15 protein-coding genes are annotated in these 20,777 nt (G+C 65.8%); 9 read left to right on the plus strand and 6 right to left on the minus strand.

What is annotated here, in order from left to right; genetic code table 11:
• The first annotated feature begins 9 nt into the window (after window positions 1-9).
• Genes J0L98_RS08555 through J0L98_RS08565 form a run of 3 tightly spaced genes read left to right on the plus strand, consistent with a single transcriptional unit; the run spans window position 10 to window position 5,515 of the window.
• Window positions 10-561 carry a YfiR family protein gene (locus J0L98_RS08555; protein ID WP_296411257.1) on the plus strand — a complete coding sequence of 184 codons (552 nt, stop codon included), beginning with the start codon at window positions 10-12 and terminating at the stop codon, window positions 559-561.
• Complete coding sequence (locus J0L98_RS08560; RefSeq protein ID WP_296411258.1) at window positions 558-3,335, plus strand: response regulator; 2,778 nt, start codon at window positions 558-560, stop codon at window positions 3,333-3,335. The genes J0L98_RS08555 and J0L98_RS08560 overlap by 4 nt, the downstream gene beginning before the upstream one ends.
• Window positions 3,332-5,515 carry an EAL domain-containing protein gene (locus J0L98_RS08565; RefSeq protein ID WP_296411259.1) on the plus strand — a complete coding sequence of 728 codons (2,184 nt, stop codon included), beginning with the start codon at window positions 3,332-3,334 and terminating at the stop codon, window positions 5,513-5,515. Before J0L98_RS08560 ends, J0L98_RS08565 begins: the two co-directional genes overlap by 4 nt.
• Before the next feature lie 127 nt (window positions 5,516-5,642).
• Here J0L98_RS08565 and J0L98_RS08570 read toward each other — a convergent pair whose 3' ends face one another.
• From J0L98_RS08570 to J0L98_RS08590, 5 genes are read right to left on the minus strand one after another with little or no spacing between them, the layout of a single operon-like run.
• On the minus strand, window positions 5,643-6,935 hold the full coding sequence (locus J0L98_RS08570; RefSeq protein WP_296411261.1) for an HD domain-containing phosphohydrolase: 1,293 nt from the start codon (window positions 6,933-6,935) through the stop codon (window positions 5,643-5,645).
• Window positions 6,932-8,743, minus strand: coding sequence for a PAS domain S-box protein (locus J0L98_RS08575; protein WP_296411262.1), 1,812 nt, complete (start codon window positions 8,741-8,743; stop codon window positions 6,932-6,934). The genes J0L98_RS08570 and J0L98_RS08575 overlap by 4 nt, the downstream gene beginning before the upstream one ends.
• Before the next feature lie 3 nt (window positions 8,744-8,746).
• Window positions 8,747-9,580 (minus strand): HDOD domain-containing protein, encoded by an 834-nt coding sequence (locus J0L98_RS08580; RefSeq protein ID WP_296411263.1) that lies wholly within the window; start codon window positions 9,578-9,580, stop codon window positions 8,747-8,749.
• Window positions 9,577-9,891 carry a hypothetical protein gene (locus J0L98_RS08585; protein ID WP_296411264.1) on the minus strand — a complete coding sequence of 105 codons (315 nt, stop codon included), beginning with the start codon at window positions 9,889-9,891 and terminating at the stop codon, window positions 9,577-9,579. The genes J0L98_RS08580 and J0L98_RS08585 overlap by 4 nt, the downstream gene beginning before the upstream one ends.
• Window positions 9,876-11,438, minus strand: a complete 1,563-nt coding sequence (locus tag J0L98_RS08590; protein ID WP_296411266.1) for an EAL domain-containing protein — start codon at window positions 11,436-11,438, stop codon at window positions 9,876-9,878. The genes J0L98_RS08585 and J0L98_RS08590 overlap by 16 nt, the downstream gene beginning before the upstream one ends.
• Before the next feature lie 188 nt (window positions 11,439-11,626).
• On the opposite strand from J0L98_RS08590, the gene crcB reads away from it, so the two are divergent.
• From crcB to J0L98_RS08605, 3 genes are all read left to right on the plus strand, one after another.
• A complete protein-coding gene (gene crcB / locus J0L98_RS08595) occupies window positions 11,627-12,031 on the plus strand; it encodes a fluoride efflux transporter CrcB (RefSeq protein WP_296411268.1) in 405 nt (134 codons plus the stop codon).
• A 48-nt stretch (window positions 12,032-12,079) separates the two neighbouring features.
• Complete coding sequence (gene hrpA / locus J0L98_RS08600) at window positions 12,080-16,153, plus strand: ATP-dependent RNA helicase HrpA (RefSeq protein WP_296411269.1); 4,074 nt, start codon at window positions 12,080-12,082, stop codon at window positions 16,151-16,153.
• Between the two features lie 62 nt (window positions 16,154-16,215).
• Window positions 16,216-16,629, plus strand: coding sequence for a hypothetical protein (locus J0L98_RS08605; protein WP_296411271.1), 414 nt, complete (start codon window positions 16,216-16,218; stop codon window positions 16,627-16,629).
• Between the two features lie 141 nt (window positions 16,630-16,770).
• On the opposite strand, the gene J0L98_RS08610 is transcribed toward J0L98_RS08605, so the two are convergent.
• Window positions 16,771-17,352 carry a hypothetical protein gene (locus J0L98_RS08610; RefSeq protein WP_296411272.1) on the minus strand — a complete coding sequence of 194 codons (582 nt, stop codon included), beginning with the start codon at window positions 17,350-17,352 and terminating at the stop codon, window positions 16,771-16,773.
• 153 nt (window positions 17,353-17,505) lie between these two features.
• Between J0L98_RS08610 and J0L98_RS08615 the strand changes: the two genes are divergently transcribed.
• The 3 genes from J0L98_RS08615 to J0L98_RS08625 all read left to right on the plus strand — a co-directional run bounded on the left by J0L98_RS08615 (window position 17,506) and on the right by J0L98_RS08625 (window position 20,734).
• Window positions 17,506-18,345: a tetratricopeptide repeat protein gene (locus J0L98_RS08615; RefSeq protein ID WP_296411273.1), complete on the plus strand. Its 840-nt coding sequence runs from the start codon at window positions 17,506-17,508 to the stop codon at window positions 18,343-18,345.
• A gap of 163 nt (window positions 18,346-18,508) precedes the next feature.
• A complete protein-coding gene (locus tag J0L98_RS08620; RefSeq protein ID WP_296411276.1) occupies window positions 18,509-19,450 on the plus strand; it encodes a hypothetical protein in 942 nt (313 codons plus the stop codon).
• Window positions 19,451-19,528: 78 nt separating this feature from the next.
• On the plus strand, window positions 19,529-20,734 hold the full coding sequence (locus J0L98_RS08625; RefSeq protein WP_296411277.1) for a hypothetical protein: 1,206 nt from the start codon (window positions 19,529-19,531) through the stop codon (window positions 20,732-20,734).
• Window positions 20,735-20,777: the final 43 nt, after the last annotated feature.

Here is a 20,777-nt window from a genome sequence, read left to right on the forward strand (position 1 = left end):
ACTTGCCCGGTGTTGCGCCACCTCTCCCGGTTCGCATTGTTCCTGGCCCTCGGGCTGGCGGGGCTGCCCGTGGTGGTGGCCTCCCAGCCCGGCGAGTACCAGATCAAGGCGGCCTACCTGATCAACTTCGCCCGCTACGTGGAATGGCCGGCCAGTCGTTTGCCGCTGGGGGCGGTGCTGCGCCTGTGCGTGCTCGGCCGTGATCCGTTCGGGGGGGCTTTGCTTGGCCTGGACGGACGGCAGGTGCAGGGGCGCGAGGTGCGCTTCCGTCCGGTGGATAGTCTTGAGCAGGCCCTGGAGTGTCATCTCGTGTTTGTCTCCGGCTCGGAGGAGCGCCGTTTGGGCTTGATCCTGCGCGGCTTGGCAGGTCGGGGAGTGCTCTCCGTCAGCGATATCGAGGGCTTCGCCGAGGCGGGCGGAGGCATAGGGATGGTCACTGAAGATGATCGGGTCCGTTTCGACATCAATCAGGCGACCCTGGCCAGGGACGGCCTTCGCGCCAGTTCCCAGCTTTTGCGCCTCGGGCGACAGGTGTTCGGCACCGAAAGGGCGTCCCGATGAAGCCGCTGCGTGACCGCCCCATCGGCGCCAAGCTCGGCATCGTGGTCATCCTGAGCGTATTGATTGCCCTTGGTGTCGCCTTGCTAACGATCTTCATCATCGAGGTCCGCACGGAACTGCGGCGTGCCGACGAAGATGCCATGACGCTTTCCGAAATCGTTGCGGACAGCGCCATATCACCCCTTCGGTTCGACGATCCGCAGGTGGCACGCACACTGCTGGCATCGTTGCGCTACCACGAGCGCGTGGCCACGGCAATGCTCGTGCGCGCGGATGGTTCCGTGTTTGCAAGCTACCCTTCCGATCTAGGCGAGGATGCGGCGGGAATCGCCGCATTGAAGCTACGCGCCGGCCAGGAAGCCGCCCCGGGTACGGTACAGGGTGGGCTGCTTCAGCGCCTCGTCACCCAGCCGCTGCGCAGTGATGGTGAGGATCTCGGGGTGCTGGTCATTGAATTTGATCTGCATTCCATCCTGCGCCGGATTGTGCTCTGGATCGGCTTTGCCGTGTTCGGGTTGCTTGTCGGGTTGGTGGCAGCCGGTCTTTTCATCCGGCGTGTGAGGGGGATGATCGTCCATCCGCTGCAGCAGCTTGCCCAGGTCGTGCGCGAGGTGGGCGCCGAGAAGCGCTACGACCTGCGTGCCCCGGCGGGGTATGCAGATGAAGTGGGTGAGCTGATCGCCGGGTTCAATGGCATGCTGGGTGAGATCGCCGTCCGTGACCGGGAGCTCACCTTGCACCGGGAGCACCTGGCGTCCGAAGTGGCTGTCCGTACCGCGGAACTCCAGGCAGCCAAGGAACAGGCGGAGGCCGCCAGTAAAGCCAAGTCCCAGTTCCTGGCCAACATGAGCCACGAGATCCGTACGCCGATGAACGGCGTGATGGGCATGATAGGCCTGTTGCGGCAGACGCCCCTGGTGGAGCGCCAGGGGCACTTTGTTGATATGCTCGACCACTCCGCCCGTGCGCTCATGGAAATCATCAACGACGTGCTCGATGTATCGAAAATCGAGGCAGGCCGCCTTGAACTCGAGAGCCTGCCGTTCTCGCTTCGCGACACTGTAGACCAGGTGGCGGCCCTGTTTGCCACCTCAGCCCACGAACGCGGGCTGCTGCTGCGCCTGCACATCGACCGGGAGGTGCCGGAATCGGCCGTGGGTGATGCGCTGCGCGTCCGTCAGGTGCTCAACAACCTGGTGTCGAACGCCCAGAAGTTTACCGAGGAGGGCGAGATCGCCATCCATATCTCCCGGGTCACCGGTAAACGGACGGGTTGTATGCGCCTGCGCGCTGAAGTGCGTGACACGGGCATCGGCGTGCCCAGTGGGGCCGGTGCGCGGCTCTTCCAGTCCTTCTCCCAGGCCGACAATTCCATGGCGCGGCGCTTCGGCGGAACCGGGCTCGGTCTTTCCATTGCAAAGCAACTGGTTGAGCTGATGAATGGCGAAATCGGCTACGTCACGGAGCCGGGGCAGGGGTCGTGTTTCTGGGTCGAGTTTGAACTGGGTGTTGATTCCTCGGCGGACCCGGGCCGGCCGACCCTGATGGGGCGTACCGCCCTGCTGGCCATCGCGGATCCGCTGCTGCGCGATGAGCTCACCGAGCAGTTGGCGTTCCTGGGGTGTCGCAGCGAATTTGCGTTCGACCTGCCGGCTGTGGATGAAATGCTTTCCGACGGCACGGGCTTCGATTGGCTGGTGGTGGATGCCCCCTTCGGGGGCGGCGGGTGCTTTGCGTCGCTCGGCAGTCTGCGGGCTCGTCGCGGCTGCCCGCAGCTGGCGGCGGTGGTCGGTGTCGGCCGAGAGGGCGAGGACGAAGCACGTGCGGCCGGTGCCACCGTCACGGTGGCGCGTCCCCTCATCGGGGCCGAGATTCGCCGCTTTCTGATCACTGAGCTGGCGCAACCCGATGCGGCACTGTCCGCCACGGGGAAGACCCTTGCCGCCCATGTGCTGGTGGCCGAGGATCACCCGGTGAATCGCGAAGTGGTGACCGTCGTGCTGCAATCCCTTGGATGCCGCGTTTCGGTGGCCGAGAATGGCCGTGAGGCGCTTGAGCGATGCTGTGCGGAGCGGTTCGATCTGGTCCTGATGGATATTCAGATGCCTGAAATGGACGGCCGCCAGGCCACCGTGGGTATCCGTGCCCACGAGGCCCGGGCTGGCTGGCCGCGCTTGCCGATCATTGCCCTGACGGCCAACGCGCTCAAGGAGGATCGCGATGCCTGTCTGGCCGCAGGAATGGACGATTACCTGGTCAAGCCTGTGTCGCGGGAGCAGCTATGGGCGGTATTGAGTCGCTGGCTGCGCGATGCGCTGCCGTCCGATCCTGATGGGTCGGCACCCCGGGCTTTCCCGGAGTCCGAGGCGGCGACCCGGAACCTTGAGCCGGCCATGGACATGGATCTCCTGATGTCCCTGCCCGGCGTGAACGGCAATCGTGCCTCTCCGATGCTGCAGCGGCTGATTCCCCTTTTCGTGGGCGAGACCGAGCGGAACCTGCTGGCTTTGCGGGTGGGCGTTGAGAGCGCCGACGCCGAGGCGGTGCGGGCGCTTGCCCACAAGATGAAATCGGGCTGCCTGGCGGTCGGTGCAACATGGCTGGCCAGCCGGGCGCGTAGCCTGGACGAACGGATCAAGTCCGGCGGAACCCCGACCGGTGCGGATATTGATGCCATTGCCGAGGCCTGGGCGGCCTGCAAACAGGTTCTCCTGCGGGAGAAGCTGATCGGCGTGGATTTACTGGATCGGGCTGACAGCCTGATGGAACGATGACGGCAACTGAAAGCGCCCGAATACTTGTTGTGGACGATGACCCCCTGACCCGCCTGATGGCCTCCGAGGCGCTGCGCGAAGGGGGCTTCGCGACGCTGGAGGCGCAAGACGGTGCACAGGCGCTCGGCATGTTCGACGCGGCCGTGCCGGATCTGGTGCTGCTGGATGTGATGATGCCCGGTCTGAGCGGCTTCGAGGTCTGCGAGCAGATGCGTGCCCGGCCCAATGGTGCGTTGGTGCCGATCATCATGCTCACCGGGCTGGATGATGGCGACTCCGTGCAACGCGCTTTCGACGTCGGGGCCACCGACTTCATCTCCAAGCCGATCAACTGGACCTTGTTGCGTTTCCGCATTCGTTACGTACTGCGTTCGGCCCAGGTCATGAAGGAGCTGACGCGCAACAAGGAAAGCCTTTCCAACGCCCAGCGCATCGCCCGCCTCGGAAGCTGGGAGTGGCTCGTCGGAGATGACCGGGTGCAGCGCTCCGATCAGTACTACCGGCTTTTTGGCCAGCCAGCCAGCGCTTTCGGCGCAGGGATGGAGGCTGTGCTGGACCATGTCTATCTGCCGGACCGGCCCCTTGTGGCAGCGGCCCTTGAAGGCGCCCGCCGCGGCGTCGGCTTCCAGCTCACCTATCGGGTGGTATGGCCAGATGGCAGCGTCCGCACCGTTGTTGAAACCGTGGAGCCCGGGGACTCAAGCGAAGGGGCCGGACTGGTGATGGAGGGCAGCGCCCAGGACATCACCGATCAGGTCGATGCCCAGCGGCGAATCCGTCAGCTTGCGTACTATGACCACCTCACCGGGCTCCCCAATCGGGAGTTCTTCCGCGAAAACCTTCTTGGCGCAGCCGTGCGCTGCCTGCGCAACGACAGCCGATGTGCCGTGATGGTGGTGGATATCGACCGCTTCGCGCGCATTAACGACAGCCTGGGTCCCGAGCGCGGGGATCAGGTGCTTCAGGTCATCGGCCACCGGCTGCGGGAGTGCATGGGCGACCGGGCGCCCGCCGAGCCGGCTGGCGGAGGTGCCCTGCCCAGCTTCAAGGTGGCGCGTCTGGCCGCCGATGAATTCGGTATCCTGATGCCGGACGTGGGGCACCTGGATGAGGCGGTGGCGGTTGCCCATCGTTTGCTGGGTGTGGTGCGTGCCCCCATCCACGTGCCCGGGCAGGACATCACCCTGTCTGCCCGCATCGGGCTTGCGGTGATGCCTGATCATACCGGCGACGCCGACGCCCTCCTGAAGGCCGCCGAGACGGCCCTCAACCGGGCCAAGCGTACCAATGGCGAGCCGGTTGCCCTGTTTTCCGAGGAGATGAAGATCGCTGCCTTTCTGCGCTTCACCCTTGAGGGTGAGTTGCGCCGAGCCATCGGGGAGCATGAATTGCGGGTCGTCTATCAACCCATCGTCGATGCGGCGACCGGCATTATTGTGAAAGCAGAGGCGCTCGTGCGCTGGCCTCACATGGGGCGCGGGCCCGTACCGCCACCCGAGTTCATCTCCCTGGCCGAGGAAACGGGCATGATCGTGCCCCTCAGCCGCGAGGTCTTCGAGCGCGTCTGCGCCGACATTGCCGAGCTGGAGGCCGACATGCCCCCCGGCTTCCGGATCAGCGTCAATCTCTCGGGGGTCAATTTCATGGACGCCCAGCTGATCCCGACCGTGCGTGCGGAACTGGCCAAGGCCGGTGTGCCGGCCTCGCGCATCGAGTTTGAGCTCACCGAAACGGTGCTGATGCGTGACCTGGATTACGCCACGGGCATCCTGGCCCAGTTGCGGGAAATGGGTGTGCGGGTGGCTGTGGATGATTTCGGCACGGGCTACTCATCCCTTGCCTATCTACGCCGTCTGGCCGTGGATACCCTGAAGATCGACAGATCCTTTGTCAGCGAACTGGACGATGGTCAGGGGATCGCAATCGTCGAAGCGGTGATCGGGCTGGCACACAGCCTCGGCCTGGAGGTGGTCGCTGAAGGCGTCGAGACGATCTCCCAGTTGGCTGCGCTGCACCAGCGCGGCTGCCATCTGATCCAGGGCTATCTGTTTGCACGGCCCATGTCGGCCAAGATGCTCTCCCAGGCCTTGCAGAGCGGCATCCGGCTGCCCCCCGGCTTGTCCCTGCCCTTGGTCGGGAAGGATGAGGGCATGTTTCCGGGTTCCTTCAGCAGCCCTTAGATCTTGCGACGGCTGGCGCCCGGTTTCCCTGGCGTGCGGCTCGGCAAACCCATTGATCGGGCTGGCAGGGTGCACAGCGGCGGGATAGTCCCGGGCTGCTCTGGGACTGCAAGTACCCTCCCCGGGGTCACGCGCCGCGCTGTGCCGGGCGAATGGCGATGGACAGGCGATGTCCCTCGGTGGCTTCCAGCTCCCGCAACTGACGGATCAGGCTCTCGTCGAGCACAAAATCGGCTGCCAGCAGCATCACGCCGTCCCGCGTGACCAGATCGCGCGCCAGCACCATGCCGGGCTTCAGGGAGGACGGGCTGAGTTCGTTGCCCGTGCTGACCATCGTTTCGGTCGCGCCCAGTACCTCCACCAGGGCGTCCACCACCTGGGGGCAATAGCGCTTGCCACGGTTCTGCTGGATGAAAGCCACGGCTTCTTCCAGCTTCAGCTTGCGTGGCGAAAGGGTGCCGATCTGCAGGGCGTCGAAGTCGTTGGCGACGGCGAGTACGCGTGCCCCATAGGGGATGGCCAGACCGGAAAGCCGGTCCGGGTAGCCTTGACCATCCCAGCGTTCGTGGTGCCCGCGGATGAAACTGCCGGCCTTGCGCAGGTTCTCCAGGCCCATCAGGACGGCCTGGCCGGTGACCGGGTGTTTGCGTAGCAGGCCCAGTTCGTCCCCGCTCATGTGAGATACGGGTTTGGACAGCAGTTCGTCGGGCAGGCCGATCTTTCCCACATCGTGGAGCAGCCCGGCCAGCATCACGTCCTGAGCCTCGGTGGCCGGAAAGTTGAGCTTGATGGCGATCTTGCGGGCCAGGTCCGCCACCCGGCGGGAGTGGCCAGAACTGACACCTTCGCGTAGTTCGATCAGATTGGAGAACACCCGGATGGAGGTCAGGAAGCTCTGCTTGAGCTTCTCGTGGGCGATTTTCAGCTCGCCGGTTCGGGCCTCGACCTTTTCCTCAAGGCTGGCATTGAGGGACTTGAGTTCCTCGTTCTGGCTGCGGGTAAGCGCCTCCAGGCGGGCCTTCTCGCGTTCGAGGGCCTTGCGCTCAAGGGCTTCCCGGACGGTCAGCACGACGTCTTGATCATTCCAGGGCTTGGAGATGTAACGCGCAATCTGGCCGGCGTTGATGGCGGCGACAGTGGATTCCATGTCCGCGTAGCCGGTGAGGAGCAGGCGCACCGTGTCCGGATGGCGGCGGCGGGCTTCGGCCAGGAAGGTGGCGCCGTCCATCCCCGGCATGCGCATATCGGAGATGATCAGGTCCACATGTTCCCGGCTCAGCATCTCCAGCCCTTCGGCACCGCCTCCGGCGACCAGCACCTTGTAGCCATGGGGGCGGAACAGGCGTCTGAGGGATGACAGGATGTTTGCCTCGTCATCAACGCACAGCAGGGTGAAACTCTCTTCGGTGGATGTACTCATTCTTGGGCTCCGGCAGATGCCTCCTGATGAACGGGAAGGGTGATGCGGAAGCGAGTCCCCGCCCCGGGGGTACTGCTTGCGCTGATGGTGCCGCGGTGCTTCTTGACGATGCCGTAGGACAGGGACAGCCCCAGGCCCGTCCCCTTGCCGATGGGCTTGGTGGTGAAGAAGGGGTCGAAGACCTTGTCGAGAACATCGGGGGGGATGCCCTGGCCATCGTCGGCCACTTCTATCCAGACCATCTCCCCATCCCGGCCCGTGCGAACGGTGATGGTGCCCCGGCGCCCGTCGGGCATGGCCTGGGCCGCATTCACGAAGAGGTTCATGAAAACCTGGTTGAGCTGGGAGGGCAGACACTCCACCAGGGGCAGCTCCCCATACTCGCGGACCACGTCGGCCCGATACTTGATTTCGTTGCTGGCGATGTTGAGGGTGCTGTCCAGCCCGTGGTGCAGGTCGGCGGCTTGCCAGTCCTGGGTCGTCTCCGCGCGGGAGAAATCGCGCAGATCCTGGACGATCTGGCGTACCCGGTTGGTGCCCTCCTCGGATTCGCCGAGCAACTGGTGGATATCCTCACGCAGGTAGTCGAAGTCCGCGGCCTTCTTGGCTGCCTCGATCCTGGCCCGGTGTTCGGGCGGCAGGGCTGCTTCACCCTCTTCGTAGCAGCTCACGACGCTCAGCAACTGCTCGACATAGCCCTTCAAGCTACGGATGTTCGAATTCACATAGCCGATGGGATTGTTGATCTCATGGGCCACGCCGGCCGCGAGCTGGCCGATGGACGCCATCTTCTCGGACTGGACCAGTTGCTGACGGGTGTCCTGCAGGCGCACATTGAGTTCGGTCAGTTCAGCGTAACGCCTGAGCAATTCCTCCTCCGCCTGCTCCCTGCGCGCAATGTCGTCCTCGAGGCTGGCCTTGGCCCGCTGTAGCTCCTCGGTGCGGCGAGCCACCTTGGCTTCCAGGTCGGCATGCATGCGCAGGAGTTCCATTTCGGCGGACTTGCGCTCCGAGATGTCCTGGAGCGTCTCGATGGCACCGATGACCTCGCCCAGGGCATTGCGCAGGGGGGCGGCGGTGAAGTAGAGCCAGCGCCCTTTTTCACCCATGTTGGGAAAGAAGTCCTCCGCCTCGTAGGCGCCTTCGATGGTCGGAGAGCGCCGGAGCTTCTTGCCACCATAAAGTCTCAGCATGTCTTCGATCTGCCCCGACACAATGAGGTCGGCCATGATCGGGCGTTTCTCGGGGTAGAAGGCTGACCACTGATCGCAGGTTCCGATCAGCTTGCTGGCTTTCAGTCCGATGACTTGCTCGCAGGCGCGGTTCCAGTGGGTGACGGTATGCCGGGCATTGATGACCAGGGTCGGGACGGGGTCGGCATCAATGATCTGGGTCAGCAGTTGCTGGGCCTGCTTCTGGGCTGCCTCCGCACGCTTGCGCTCGGTCACGTCGATGAAGTTGCAGACGATGGTCCGCTTCTCCTGGATCTCTTGATGGGAAACCACCAGTTCGACCCAGCGCTCATCGCCCGACTTGGTGAGCAGCAGCGTCTCGTAGCGGCCGACGGCATGTTCGCCTTCCAGCCGGGCCTGACCCCGCTCGCGGATGGTATTGCTGACGCTGGCGGGGTAGAAGGCCCAGAAGTCCTTTTCGATGAGTTCCGCCGGGGTGAATCCGCTCAGCCGGGACATGGCCTTGTTGGCATAAAGCACTTTGCCGCCCCGATGCAGCAGCAGGCCTGAACTGAGCGAATCGGCGAGGGGGAAAAGGGTGCCGGGCAAGGGATACACGTTGGTTGGGGCCGTCATGGTCTATCCCAGCAGGGTCTCGAAGCTGTCAAACCCGGCCCGGGTTTCGGTCAGCACCCCGTTCAGTGCTTCCCAGCCAAGGTCCAGCGCGTCCACGGTTTGGGCGTCCAGGCGCGGCACCTGGCCCGTTGCGGCGCCATCCAGATCCAGGGCGTGGGCAATTGCGTCCGCGTAGTGAACGATACCGGCGAGCCCCCCTGGAATACCTTGGGCAGGGTCGTGGTGCCAGGCCAGGGCGTCGACGATGTCGGCGGGAAAGTTCCAGCGCCGGGCCAGCTCTGCCCCCACCCTGGCGTGGTCAAAACCGAAATGCCGGCGCTCGGCCTCCAACAGCGTGCAGTCCCGGGCCTGGACTTCGGCCAATACGCGGCAGAGATCTTCGGGGTAGATCGTCATCATGGCCAGCCGGCCGATATCGTGGAGCAGCCCGGCGACAAAAAGGGGTTCGGGTGGGCGCCTGAGGGGGCGGGCCAGGGCCCGGGCGGCAGCGGCTACGCCGAGAACGTGCCGCCAGAAGCGGCTCTGGCTGAAATCCGGGCAACGCCCCCCCGGCAGGCCCGTGATGACGGCGGCGGCCAGCACGAGAGAACGTACCGAAGAAAGGCCGAGCACGACGATCGCATCGTGGATGGAGCCAACCTTTGACTGTAGCCCGTAGAAGGGCGAGTTGGCGACCCGCAGGACCCGGGCCGCGATGGCCTGATCCTGGGCGATGCGCTTCGCGAGCGCGTCGATGTCGGTGTCGGTGCCACTCATGGACTGCAGAACCTCCATGGCCACCACCGGCATGGCCGGCAGCTTTTGGACGTGGCTGACCATCTCCTCGAGGCGAGTCATTGGCCGGTCTCCTGGCGGAAGGCCAGCACGGCATGCAGCAGGGCCTGGGAGCCGGCGTCATCGGCGGTATGGCGGAACAGGTACATGACCCGCGCGCGGATTCTCTCCTGCTTGCGCGCCCGTGCTTCGGCATCTTCGGGGCGTATCACGAGGAGCGTGGCGACGTCTCTCCGTCGCAGGCCGTCCAGCTGCGCCTCGGTGAGACTGAGTCCGGCAGGCAGAAGCACGGCGCCCGAGTGGTCGAGGACCGGGGCGGCCAGCACGATGCCCGGCAGCACGTCGGCGAGGGGGAGTGTCAGGGTGTCATCCATGGCACATCGGCACGACAGGTAAAGGTCAGCAGGCAACCACGGTGCGGCGACCGGGCGCCGAGGGGGTGGGCCTCGACCCGGAACAGCCGGGTGCCGCAGTGCAGCTCCACCTGACCGGTGCCGGTCTGGAGCAGCCCGCGGAACTCGTTGGGAAGAACCTCTTCGGCCCCCAGGCCAAGCAGGGGCGCCTGGTCGGAAAAGAGATTTTCGGCGGCGCCATTGGCAAAGGCGATCATGCCGTCGGGATCCACGCCGAGGACCGGCAGGGGCATCACGGCCAGTGCTTCCTGGGTCAGGCTGAGGGCGGCTTCGTCTAGGCCGAGGCGGCGCTCCCGCTCGGCCAGAACGGCGGTAAGGCGCTCGTTGATGCGCTCCAGTTCCTGGTTGGCGTGGTGCAGCTCGGCTGCCAGACGCTGGTTCTCGTCGGACATGGCCTTGCGCCGGAAGGCCTCCTCGATATTGGCCCGCAGCATTGCATCGTCCCAGGGCTTGGTGAGGAACTTGTAGATGGCCCCTTCGTTGATCGCGTCGGTGACCGACTGGAGGTCGGTGTAGCCGGACAGCACGAGGCGCACGGTATCCGGGCACATGTCCTTGGCCTTATGGAGGAACTCGACCCCCGTCATGGCCGGCATGCGCTGATCGGAGACGATGACATCCACCCGGTTGGAGGCCAGGATTTCGAGCCCCTGCTTGCCGCTGGTGGCGGTCAGGATGGTGTAAGCGTCGCGGCGGAGAAGCCGCCGCAGCGAAGAGAGGATGTTTTCCTCATCATCGACCAGGAGCAGCGTCCGCTCGGTCGTGGGGTGGTGCATCAGGCTTCCGTCCAGGGGCTCATCCCTGGACAGCAGTGCCCCGAACGCCTCAGGAGGTACCGCGCCCGACAGCAGCGGCCCCTGGAGGTAGTCGCAGCCGCAGGCCTGCATCACCGAGGCGGAATGGGCGCTGGCAATGCCCTTGGCGCACACCTTCAGATTCATGTTGTGGGCCCGGGTGACCAGCGCCCGGACAATGGCCACGCCTTCGGGGTCGGTTGTGACGTTCTGGACCAGTCCGGCGGGCACCTCGATGCCGTCCACCGGGAGGCGTCCCGTCCAGGCAAGAAGGGCGTTGGACTGGCTGGCGGCGCTGATGATGAAGCGGACGCCGCAGGCCTTGAGGTGCCGGAGGGTTGCCGCGCTCGTGTCGGGGATGTCTCCCTGTCCGGTGATGATGTTGAGTTCAAGGCATCCGGGGTCCAGTCGGGATTCCAGCAGTACGCTGTTCAGGGCGCTGGCAAAGTCCGGATCGCAGAGTGCCTCCAGGTGGGCACCCACGGTCAGGAACAGGTGTCGTCCGCTGACCGAGTTCCATGCGCTGGCCTGTCGGCAACCGTGCCCTAGCGACGCCAGGCCTGCCGGGTCGGCACTGCGTATGACCACATTGTCCTGGCGACGGGGCGTGACCACGTAGAGCTTCGCCCCGACGAGCAGGCCGCTCCGGCCGTCGAAGCGGGGCTGGTAAAGGAGGGGTGGTGCGTCGTTGGTGATTTGGTCGGGCTTGTCCATCGGATCTCCGGGCGCGAGGCGACGTGCGGCAGGCGACGGGATCGGGTCTTGGCAACACGCCTGCCCATCACGGTCTGTCGCAGCGGATATCGGCCCGGACGAAGGTGGCTTGAGGAAATAAGTCACGTCGTCGCCCGATCCCGCGGTGTGGCGGGCAGCCGGAGCCCGGGCAGAGTAAAATCGCACCCATGCCGAGCCACGCGCCCCATTTCCCCGTCCTTTCCCTTGCCGCCATCGGCCTTGGTGCCGCCTTCGGCGCCTGGTTGCGTTGGTGGCTGGGCCTGCGCCTCAACCCCGTTTTGTCCCAGATGCCCCTCGGCACCCTCGCGGCCAATCTGCTTGGCGGCTATCTGGTGGGGGTTGCAGTGGCCGTGTTTGCCCTTCGCCCCGAGCTGCCTCCCGAGGTGCGTTTGTTCGTCGTGACCGGCTTTCTGGGTGGTCTCACCACGTTTTCCACGTTCTCGGCAGAGGTCGTCCACCTTGTTGATACGGCCCGCTATGCCTGGGCGGCCGGTGCCGCCGCCTTGCATCTGTTCGGCTCCCTGTCGATGACCGCGCTGGGCATGTGGACAGTGCACAACCTGCGCGCCTGATCCCTCGTCCTCGTTCCCGATCGATTTCCCGCTTCCGTTGCAATCCCGATGGCCTCTCCGCAAGACCGGCAAGACCCGTATTCCCTCCTTGAACAGTGCCTGTCGGCAGATCGCCCGGCCCTGCGCCGCGATCTGCGCCGGCTGCCCGCTCGCCCCCGCAGTCTGGCGGACTTGCCCGAAGCGCTGCGTCTGCGCATTGCCGACTCCGCTGCCCGGCTGATTGTCCGCGCCAACGGCCTGCCCAAGCCGGACTTCCCCCCAGACCTGCCGGTCAATCAGCGCAAGGACGAGATCGCGGAGGCCATCCGCAAGCACCAGGTGGTCATCGTGTGTGGCGAAACCGGCTCCGGCAAGACCACCCAGCTGCCCAAGATCTGTCTCGAACTGGGCCGCGGGGTTGCCGGCCTGATCGGCCACACCCAGCCGCGGCGGATCGCCGCCCGGGCCACCGCCAGCCGCATCGCCCAGGAGCTGAAGAGCGAGCTGGGCAGCACCGTTGGCTACAAGATCCGCTTCACTGACCGCATCGGCCCCCAGAGCTACATCAAACTGATGACCGACGGCATCCTGCTGGCCGAGACCCAGGGTGACCCGCTGTTGTCGGCCTATGACACTTTGATCATCGACGAGGCCCACGAGCGCAGCCTGAATATTGACTTCCTGCTCGGCTACCTGCGCCAGCTGCTGCAGAAGCGGCCGGACATGAAGCTGATCGTGACCTCCGCCACCCTGGACGCCGAGCGCTTCGCCCGCCACTTCGGCCGCGGCGACACGCCCGCTCCGGTGATCGAGGTGTCCGGCCGCCTCTTCCCCATCGAGATGCGTTACCGGCCGGTGGAGCGGGACGAGCCCAAGCCGGCACGTCCTGGCGAACCCGCGCCACGCCAGGACAACCGCGGCCCGGATCGCGACCTCTACGACGCCCTGGTGGACGCGGTGGATGAAGCTCACCGCAGCGGCCCCGGCGATGTGCTGGTCTTCCTGCCCGGCGAGCGCGAGATCCGCGAAGCCGCCGAGGCCCTGCGCAAGGCCCACCACGCCGCCGGCACCGAGATCCTGCCCCTGTTCGCCCGCCAGTCGGCCCAGGACCAGGCACGCGTCTTTTCCCCCTCGAAGGGGCGCCGGGTGGTGCTGGCCACCAACGTGGCCGAAACCTCCCTTACCGTGCCGGGCATCCGCTACGTGGTGGATACCGGCCTGGCCCGGCTCAAGCGCTACAGCCACCGCAACAAGGTGGAGCAATTGCAGATCGAGAAGATCGCCCAGTCGGCGGCGCGCCAGCGGGCCGGGCGCTGCGGCCGGGTCAGCGATGGCGTGTGCTTCCGCCTGTACGACGAGGACGACTTCAACAAACGCCCCGCCCACACCGATCCGGAGATACTGCGTTCGTCCCTGGCCGGGGTGATCCTGCGTATGAAGTCCCTCAAGCTTGGCGAGGTGGCGGACTTCCCCTTCATCGACGCGCCCTTGCCGCGCATGGTGGCCGACGGCTACCAGCTACTGGCCGAGTTGGGCGCGGTGGAGGAGGTGGAGGGGGCGGCGGCCATGAACCTCACCCCCATCGGCCGCGAGCTGGCCAAGCTGCCCCTGGACCCAAAGATCGGCCGCATGATCCTCGCCGCCCGCGACCGGGGCAGCCTGGCCGAGGTGCTGGTGATCGCCGCGGCCCTGTCCACCCAGGACGTGCGCGAGCGTCCGCCCGAGCGTCAGGCCGCCGCCGACCAGGCCCACGCCCGTTTCCGCGGCACCGAGCACGAGCAGAAATCCGAGTTCCTGTGGTTCTGGAACCTGTGGAAGGCCTGGGAGGAGGTCCAGCGCCACGAGACCTCCAGCAAGCAGAAGGCCTGGTGCAAGACCCACTTCCTGTCCTGGCTGCGCCTGCGCGAGTGGCGCGATGTGTACAACCAGCTCCACACCCTGTGCGCCGAGCATGGCTGGAAGGAGAACGATCAGCCGGGCAGTTACGAAGCCATCCACAAGGCCCTGCTCACCGGCCTGATGGGCCATGTGGGCTGCAAGATCGAGGACGCCTCCGGGCCGGCCGCCGGCAGCTACCTGGGGGCCCGCGGCATCAAGTTCTGGCCCCATCCCGGCTCGGCCATCGCCAAGAAGGCGGGCAAGTGGATCATGGCCGCCGAGCTGGTGGATACCTCGCGCCTGTTTGGCCGCTGCCTGGCCCGCATCGAGCCCGAGTGGCTGGAGGAGGTGGGCGAGCATCTGCTCAAGCGTCAGGTGTCCGAGCCCCACTGGTCCAAGGCCAGCGGCGCGGTACGGGCCTGGGAGCGCGGCACCCTGTACGGCCTCACCGTGTATCCGCGGCGGGGGGTGAGCTACCGGGAGATCGACCCGGCCCTGTGCCGCGAGCTGTTCATCCGCGAAGGCCTGGTCCAGGGCGAGATCGCCGAAGGCCCGGCCCGGGGCATGGCCTTCCTGGCCCACAACCGGCGCCTGGTGGCCGAGATCGAACGCCTGGAGCACAAATCCCGGCGCCCCGATGTGCTGGTGGACGAGGAGCTGATCTACGCCTTCTATGACGCCAAACTGCCTCCGGAGGTACTCGACCTGGCCAGCTTCGAGGCCTGGCGCAAGCGCACCGAACAGAAGTCGCCCAAGGCCCTGCAGCTAAGCCGTGACCAGCTCATGCGCCACGACGCGGAGGGCATCACCACCGATCGCTTCCCGTCCAGCCTCGAGGTGCTGGGGCAGAAGCTCAAGCTCACCTACCTACATGCGCCGGGCGAGTCCGACGACGGTGTGACCCTGACGGTGCCCCTGGCCATGCTCAACCAGGTGCCCGCCAACCGCTGCGAGTGGCTGGTGCCCGGCCTGCTGGAAGAGAAGGTGATGGCCTTGCTGAAGACCGTTCCCCAGAAGCACCGCCACCGCCTGCAGCCCATGGCCGAGAGCGCTGGCGTCTTCATGGAGCGCTTCGATGCGGGCGATTTCGATACGGACGAGCCACTGATCAAGATGCTTCAGCGCTTTGTGGAAGAGCGGGTGTCCCTGAAGCTGCCCATGGAGAGCTTCCGCCCGGAGAACCTCAACCCCCACTGTTTCATGAACTTCCGCGTCCAGGACGAGCACGGCCGCATCATCGGCCAGTCCCGCAACCTGGCGGAGCTGCGGGCCAAGTACCGGGACCAGGTGGCGGCGCGTTTTCAGTCGGCGCGCATCGTGCCGGCGGCGGAGGCCTCGGCGCCTGCCCGCAAGGGGAGCGCACCGGAAGGCAAGCAGGCTGCAGTTGCGGCGGCGCCCACCGGCGAGAAGGCCCTGGCCGGCTTCACCGACTGGACTTTCGGTGCCCTCCCCGAGCTGCTCGAGGTGAAGGTGGCCGGGCGCGACATCGTCGGCTTTCCTGCCCTCCACGATGACGGCGGCAGCGTCTCCCTGCGACCCTACGACACGCCCGAAGAGGCCGCCAAGGTGCACAGGGGCGGCCTGGCCCGCCTGTTTGCGCTGGCGCTGTCGGCCCAGGTGAAGGCCATCGAGAAGCTGCCGGGCATCCGCGACCTGGCCCTGCAGTTCATCAACTACGGTTCCGAGGCCGAGCTCAAGGCCCAGCTGGTCACCGCCACCCTGGAGCGCTGCTGCCTGCTGGAGCCGCTGCCCGGCGATGCCGACGGCTTTGCCCGGCGCTGCCAGGAGGCCAAGCCGCGCATCACCCTGGTGGCCCAGGAACTGATGCGCCTTACCGGCCAGCTGATCGTCGAGCACGCCACCATGGCCAAGCGCGTCGCCGGCCTGAAGACCTTCCCCGAGGTGGTGGCCGACATCAACGCCCAGGTGGCCAGACTGATGCCGAAGAACTTCCTGGTGGCCCTGCCTTACGAGCGTATCGCCCAGATCCCCCGCTACCTGAAGGGGGTGACGGTGCGCATCGACAAGCTGCGCACCAGCCCTGCCCGGGACGCCCAGTTGATGGCCGAGTGGAAGGGCTTGGCCCAACCCTTCGAGCGTGAATGGCTGGCCAAGTCCAAGGCCGGCGTCACCGACCCGCAGCTGGAGGAGTTCCGCTGGATGCTGGAGGAGCTGCGGGTGGGGCTGTTCGCCCAGGAGCTGAAGACGCCCATGCCGGTGTCGGTGAAGCGCCTGCAGAAGATCTGGGACAGCCGGCCGCGGTAAAGTGACGGTGGCGCGTGCCGCGCCGGCATGCGCCTGATCCCCTGTTCAACGGAGTCTGTCCCATGAATGAAGCCCTTTCCGTACCGGACCTGCGCGGGGTCAGCCCCTCGCTGGTGCGCCTCACCCACGTGATCTACCTCTTGCATGCCTTTGCCGTGGTGGTGGGCGTGACGTCGTCGGCGGCCACCGTGGCTGGCGGCTTCGTGTTCGGCCTGCCGTCCCTGCTGGCGGTGATTCTCAACTACATCAAGCGGGGGGCAGTGCGCGGCACCTGGCTCGACAGCCACTTCAGCTGGCAGATCCGCACCTTCTGGTTCACCCTGCTGTGGCTGGTGCTGTCCGGCCTGGTGATGCTGACCATCATCGGCATCCCGGTGGCCGCCTGGCTGATGATCCCGGTGCTCGGGCTGTGGGTGGGGTATCGCGTGGTACGCGGCTGGCTGGCTTTGTCAGGCGCCCGGCCGGTGGGTATCTGAGAGGGTGTGATAACTATAATGCGCAGCCCGATTTCGCCCCTGCGATGCTCACCGTACCCCTTTACCGTACCTCTATACGGCTGCGCTTCTCGGCGCGAACTCGAACCGCTCGCGACGACTTCTTCACACCCTTTGAGTGCTTCAGCAGCCGCCAGGCTGATAGATCAGTAGCGTATGCACCACCGCGCCCTGGTGGCGTACCGTGTAGCGATGGCCGCGCAGGAAGGGCGCGCAGGTCCGCGTCTCGTCTGTGCTGGCCAAGCCCGTCTCCCCGTAGGCGTCGCGGATCGCCCGGCGTAGTTCGCGGGAGGTGTAGTGGGGAAAGGTCGGCATCGGCATGGCCAGGATACCGGCGTCTACGACGAAGCGCTGACCCTGGCGGCGCAGCAGGCGGGGGGCGGAAAGACCTTGCTTCCAGCCATCGAGTTCCAGATGGGGGCCTTCGTAGTCGCAACGCATCACCGTCACGGCCCGGGCCTCGATGCTGAAGGGGCCACTGACGCCCTGCGTCGGTTTCACCACGATATGGCTGATGGTGGCCCGGGCGTCCAGATCGTACTCGTAGGCCGTCACCGCGCTGGCGCTGCCGTCGGCCTCGGCCAGCAGGGTGTTGCCTGCCCAGGCCTGGATGCGGGAGAAGGGGCGTTGCGCGTCGCCTGCCCGGAGCGTGGGGGTGGCGGCCAGCAGGACCACGGGCAGCAGGAGGCGAGCGAGGAGAGGCATGGAGGTGCTCCGAGACAGCCAGGGAGGGTGCGTGCTGACCCTCGGGCACCTGCCCGCCGGGAGCGCGCCGGTACGCATTTAAAAAAAGGGGCTTGAATCTTCGCCCGCCAGCCCCGATGCTAAACACCATTGTCCATTCTTGCTCAACTTCCCATGCGTGATTTTTCCCTGGACGTCAGCGAATCGGAGTTCGATACCGCGGTCATCGCCCTGTCCCGCCGGGTGCCGGTGCTGGTGGATTTCTGGGCGCCCTGGTGCGGACCCTGCCGTACCCTCAAGCCCCTGCTCGAAAAGCTGGCCGTCGAGTATGGCGGTCGCTTCGTGCTGGCCAAGATCAACTCCGATGAAGCCCAGGCGGTGGCCGCCCGCTATGCGGTGCGCAGCATTCCGGCCGTAAAGCTGTTCGTGAATGGCGAAGTGGTGGACGAGTTTGCGGGCGCGCTGCTGGAAGGCCAGGTGCGTGCCTTTCTCGACGGGCATCTGCCGGACGAAGCCGAGCGCCTGCGCCTGAGTGCCGAGGGCATTGCCGATCCGCTGCTGCGGGCCGAGCGGCTGCGCCAGGCAGCCAGCCTGTCCGGTGGCCGGCAGTCCATTGTCCTGGAACTGGTGGGCGCGCTCCTCGATGCCCACCTCGTGGAGGATGCGGCAGCGGGCCTGGAGACCATTGCGGCCCAGGACCGGGACGAGGCCTGGCGGTCATTGAAGGCCCGGCTGGAGCTGATGAACGGTGCCTCGGCGCTGGACGAGTCGGCCCTGACGGCGCGCATCGGTGCGGATGCAAAGGACTTTGAGGCCCGCTTTGCCTTGGCGACGGCGCTCGCCGGGAGGGGAGAGTGGGGTGCCGCTTTCGAGCACCTGCTCGAGGTTGTGCTGCGCGACCGGGCGGATGCCCGTGGCCAGGCGCGGGATAAGCTGGTGGAGTGGTTTGGTCTGTGTCCGGACGCAAAGGCCGTGATGAGCGCCCGGCGTCAGCTATCCATGTATCTGAACTAGCAAGCGCGTGTCCCGCTGCCCCGGTTTCTGGAAAATTTTACAAAAACCTGTTTCGGCCGCTAGGTTCCATACTTTTCATGTTCTTCTTCAATCAGTTAGTTTTCTTGGCGTGAAGCTTGCTCCAAAGCTCGGACTTTGTTTTTACTGAGCGAAGAGGTGATAAATGAAAAGAAATTTTGCGATCCTGGTTGCTTCCCTGATGGCCATGGGCAGCATGGGGGCCGCGCAGGCTGATGTGCTGACGGTGAATGGCTCCGTTGCCACCCTGCCCGGCACCACCCAGACCTTCGGCCCGACGACCAACTCCACCTACGTCTCCGATGGTATTTCCATTTATGACGTCGTCGGCAACTCCTCGTCCGCATCGGCCTGGGGCAACGACCACGGTACCTATCGGGCCTCGTCCTCCGGCACCGGCACCTTTGACAGCATGTCGCATTTCCAGCGCAGCCTGGACGTGGTGAACAACCTGGGTGGCGACGCGAGCTTCGCTCTCAATTTCTTCATCTACTACGGCGGCCTTTACATCGATAACTCCTACGGCGTGGCGGGCAGCGGCTCGGTGGGCTACGATCTCAAGATCAACAGCGGTGCAACCAGCCTCTACAACAGCTCTGCTGTGCTCGACTCCAACGGCAATGTCGCTGTTGTCAATGCCCTGAACGGTGCTTCCCTGTCCAGCAGCGGTGGCTACCACTCCTACTCGTGGGGTGGCACCTATGTAACGCTTGATCTGGGCGTGCTGGGTGCCGGCCAGAGCAAGACCATCGATTTCGACCTGGTGTCCACCGCCGTCGGCAGTTTCGGCATTGAGAGCTATGCCTGCGGCGAATGGGGCTATGGTGAGCAGCCCATGACCTTTGCCGTCGTGGTGGATGATGGCTACGGTGGCTATGGCGGCTATGGCGGCGGTACCTGCTATCGCAGTGCGTACGCTGGCGGCGGTCTGGGTGATCCCAACAACGTGAGTTCCACCCTTCCCCCCGGAGGGACGAACTTCCAGGTGACCGGTTCTTTGCTGAACCAGGTGCCCACCCCCGCCAGCTTGCCGCTCGTGGGCGTCGGGCTCGCTGCCCTGGGTGCCCTCCGGCGCCGTCGGCGTTGATCAGGCTTCGCAGTTTCGGTTAGCCTTTGCGGGCCGCCTGAGGGCGGCCCGCTTCACTTCGACCGACCACCACCGATCATGGCCACGATTGCACTCATCTGGGAACTGGGTTCCGACTACGGCCATATTGGCCGATTCCTGCCGATTGCCCTTGAGCTGAAGTCCCGCGGGCACCGGCCGGTCATGATCCTGCGGGATATCTCGCGGGCTGACGAGATGCTCGGTCGGCACGGGATCGAGTTCCTGCAGGCGCCCCTGTGGCTGCCGCCGGTTCAGGGCTTGCCGGCCCCCATCAACTTCACTGAATCGCTCTTCCTGTTCGGTTTCCTGCAGCCCGCGGGACTGCTGTCGGTGCTGCGCGCCTGGCGTGCGGTGCTGGCCTTGCTCAAGCCCGACCTTCTGATTTTCGACCATGCGCCGACGGCCCTGCTGGCGAGCCGCGGGCTGGGTTTGCCGCGCCTCGTGACCGGCAACAGTTTTGCCGTGCCACCGCGGCGTACTCCGCTGCCCCTCTACGAATGGTGGAACCCCAAGGCGGGCGCGCCCCAGCGGGAGCTGGACTGCGAAGAGCGGCTGCTGCGCAACGCCAATCATGCCCTTTCCGCACTGGGGGCGCCGCCGATGACCTGCGTTGCCGACCTCTACGACGCCGAGGTGACCCACATTACCGGCGCGCCGGAACTCGACGTCTATGGCCCGCGGGATGCTGCGTGTTACGTGGGCGCGATCAATGCGCTCGATCAGGGGGTCGAGCCCCGCTGGCCGGCGGGGCCGGCCCGGCGGGTGTTCGCCTACCTGAAGCCCCGCTATATGCACTTCGATGCGGTCGTTACCGCGCTCGCCCGCCTGGACGCCAGTGTGCTGGTGTTCGCCCCGGGCCTCGCCCGCCAGAACATGCTGCGCCTGCAGGCGGCAAATCTGGCCTTCAGTACCGAGCCCCTGCGGATGCGCAGCGTGCGCGAGCAGGTGGAGATGGCTGTCTGCCACGCGGGCGGGATGGTGGACGTGATGCTCCAGGCCGGGCGGCCGGTCTTTCTGCTGCCCATGCAGATGGAGCAGACCATGACCTCACGGCGCGTGGAGGCCGCGGGCTGCGGGCTCTTCCATAGCGCCCAGCAGGGGGCCAAGGAGCTGGAAAAGGGCCTCAAGCGGGTATTCACCACGCCCGCCTTTGCCGCCAGCGCAGCCGCCTACCAGCAGCGCAACGCCAACTTCACCCAGGCCTTTGCCATGGAACGGATGATCGGTAGCTGCGAAGCCCTTCTTGCCCAGGCTGCCCGCTGATTTCAAAAAAAGCCCCGCACGGGGCGGGGCTGAGTGATCGCGC

The organism is Zoogloea sp. (genome assembly GCF_017302315.1).
Lineage (GTDB): Bacteria > Pseudomonadota > Gammaproteobacteria > Burkholderiales > Rhodocyclaceae > Zoogloea.

Coding starts and splice junctions, on each gene's coding strand:
- J0L98_RS08560 (WP_296411258.1), top strand. CDS start 558: ATGAAGCCGCTGCGTGACCGCCCCATCGGCGCCAAGCTCGGCATCGTG.
- J0L98_RS08565 (WP_296411259.1), top strand. CDS start 3,332: ATGACGGCAACTGAAAGCGCCCGAATACTTGTTGTGGACGATGACCCC.
- J0L98_RS08570 (WP_296411261.1), bottom strand. CDS start 6,935: ATGAGTACATCCACCGAAGAGAGTTTCACCCTGCTGTGCGTTGATGAC.
- J0L98_RS08575 (WP_296411262.1), bottom strand. CDS start 8,743: ATGACGGCCCCAACCAACGTGTATCCCTTGCCCGGCACCCTTTTCCCC.
- J0L98_RS08580 (WP_296411263.1), bottom strand. CDS start 9,580: ATGACTCGCCTCGAGGAGATGGTCAGCCACGTCCAAAAGCTGCCGGCC.
- J0L98_RS08585 (WP_296411264.1), bottom strand. CDS start 9,891: ATGGATGACACCCTGACACTCCCCCTCGCCGACGTGCTGCCGGGCATC.
- J0L98_RS08590 (WP_296411266.1), bottom strand. CDS start 11,438: ATGGACAAGCCCGACCAAATCACCAACGACGCACCACCCCTCCTTTAC.
- crcB (WP_296411268.1), top strand. CDS start 11,627: ATGCCGAGCCACGCGCCCCATTTCCCCGTCCTTTCCCTTGCCGCCATC.
- hrpA (WP_296411269.1), top strand. CDS start 12,080: ATGGCCTCTCCGCAAGACCGGCAAGACCCGTATTCCCTCCTTGAACAG.
- J0L98_RS08605 (WP_296411271.1), top strand. CDS start 16,216: ATGAATGAAGCCCTTTCCGTACCGGACCTGCGCGGGGTCAGCCCCTCG.
- J0L98_RS08610 (WP_296411272.1), bottom strand. CDS start 17,352: ATGCCTCTCCTCGCTCGCCTCCTGCTGCCCGTGGTCCTGCTGGCCGCC.
- J0L98_RS08615 (WP_296411273.1), top strand. CDS start 17,506: ATGCGTGATTTTTCCCTGGACGTCAGCGAATCGGAGTTCGATACCGCG.
- J0L98_RS08620 (WP_296411276.1), top strand. CDS start 18,509: ATGAAAAGAAATTTTGCGATCCTGGTTGCTTCCCTGATGGCCATGGGC.
- J0L98_RS08625 (WP_296411277.1), top strand. CDS start 19,529: ATGGCCACGATTGCACTCATCTGGGAACTGGGTTCCGACTACGGCCAT.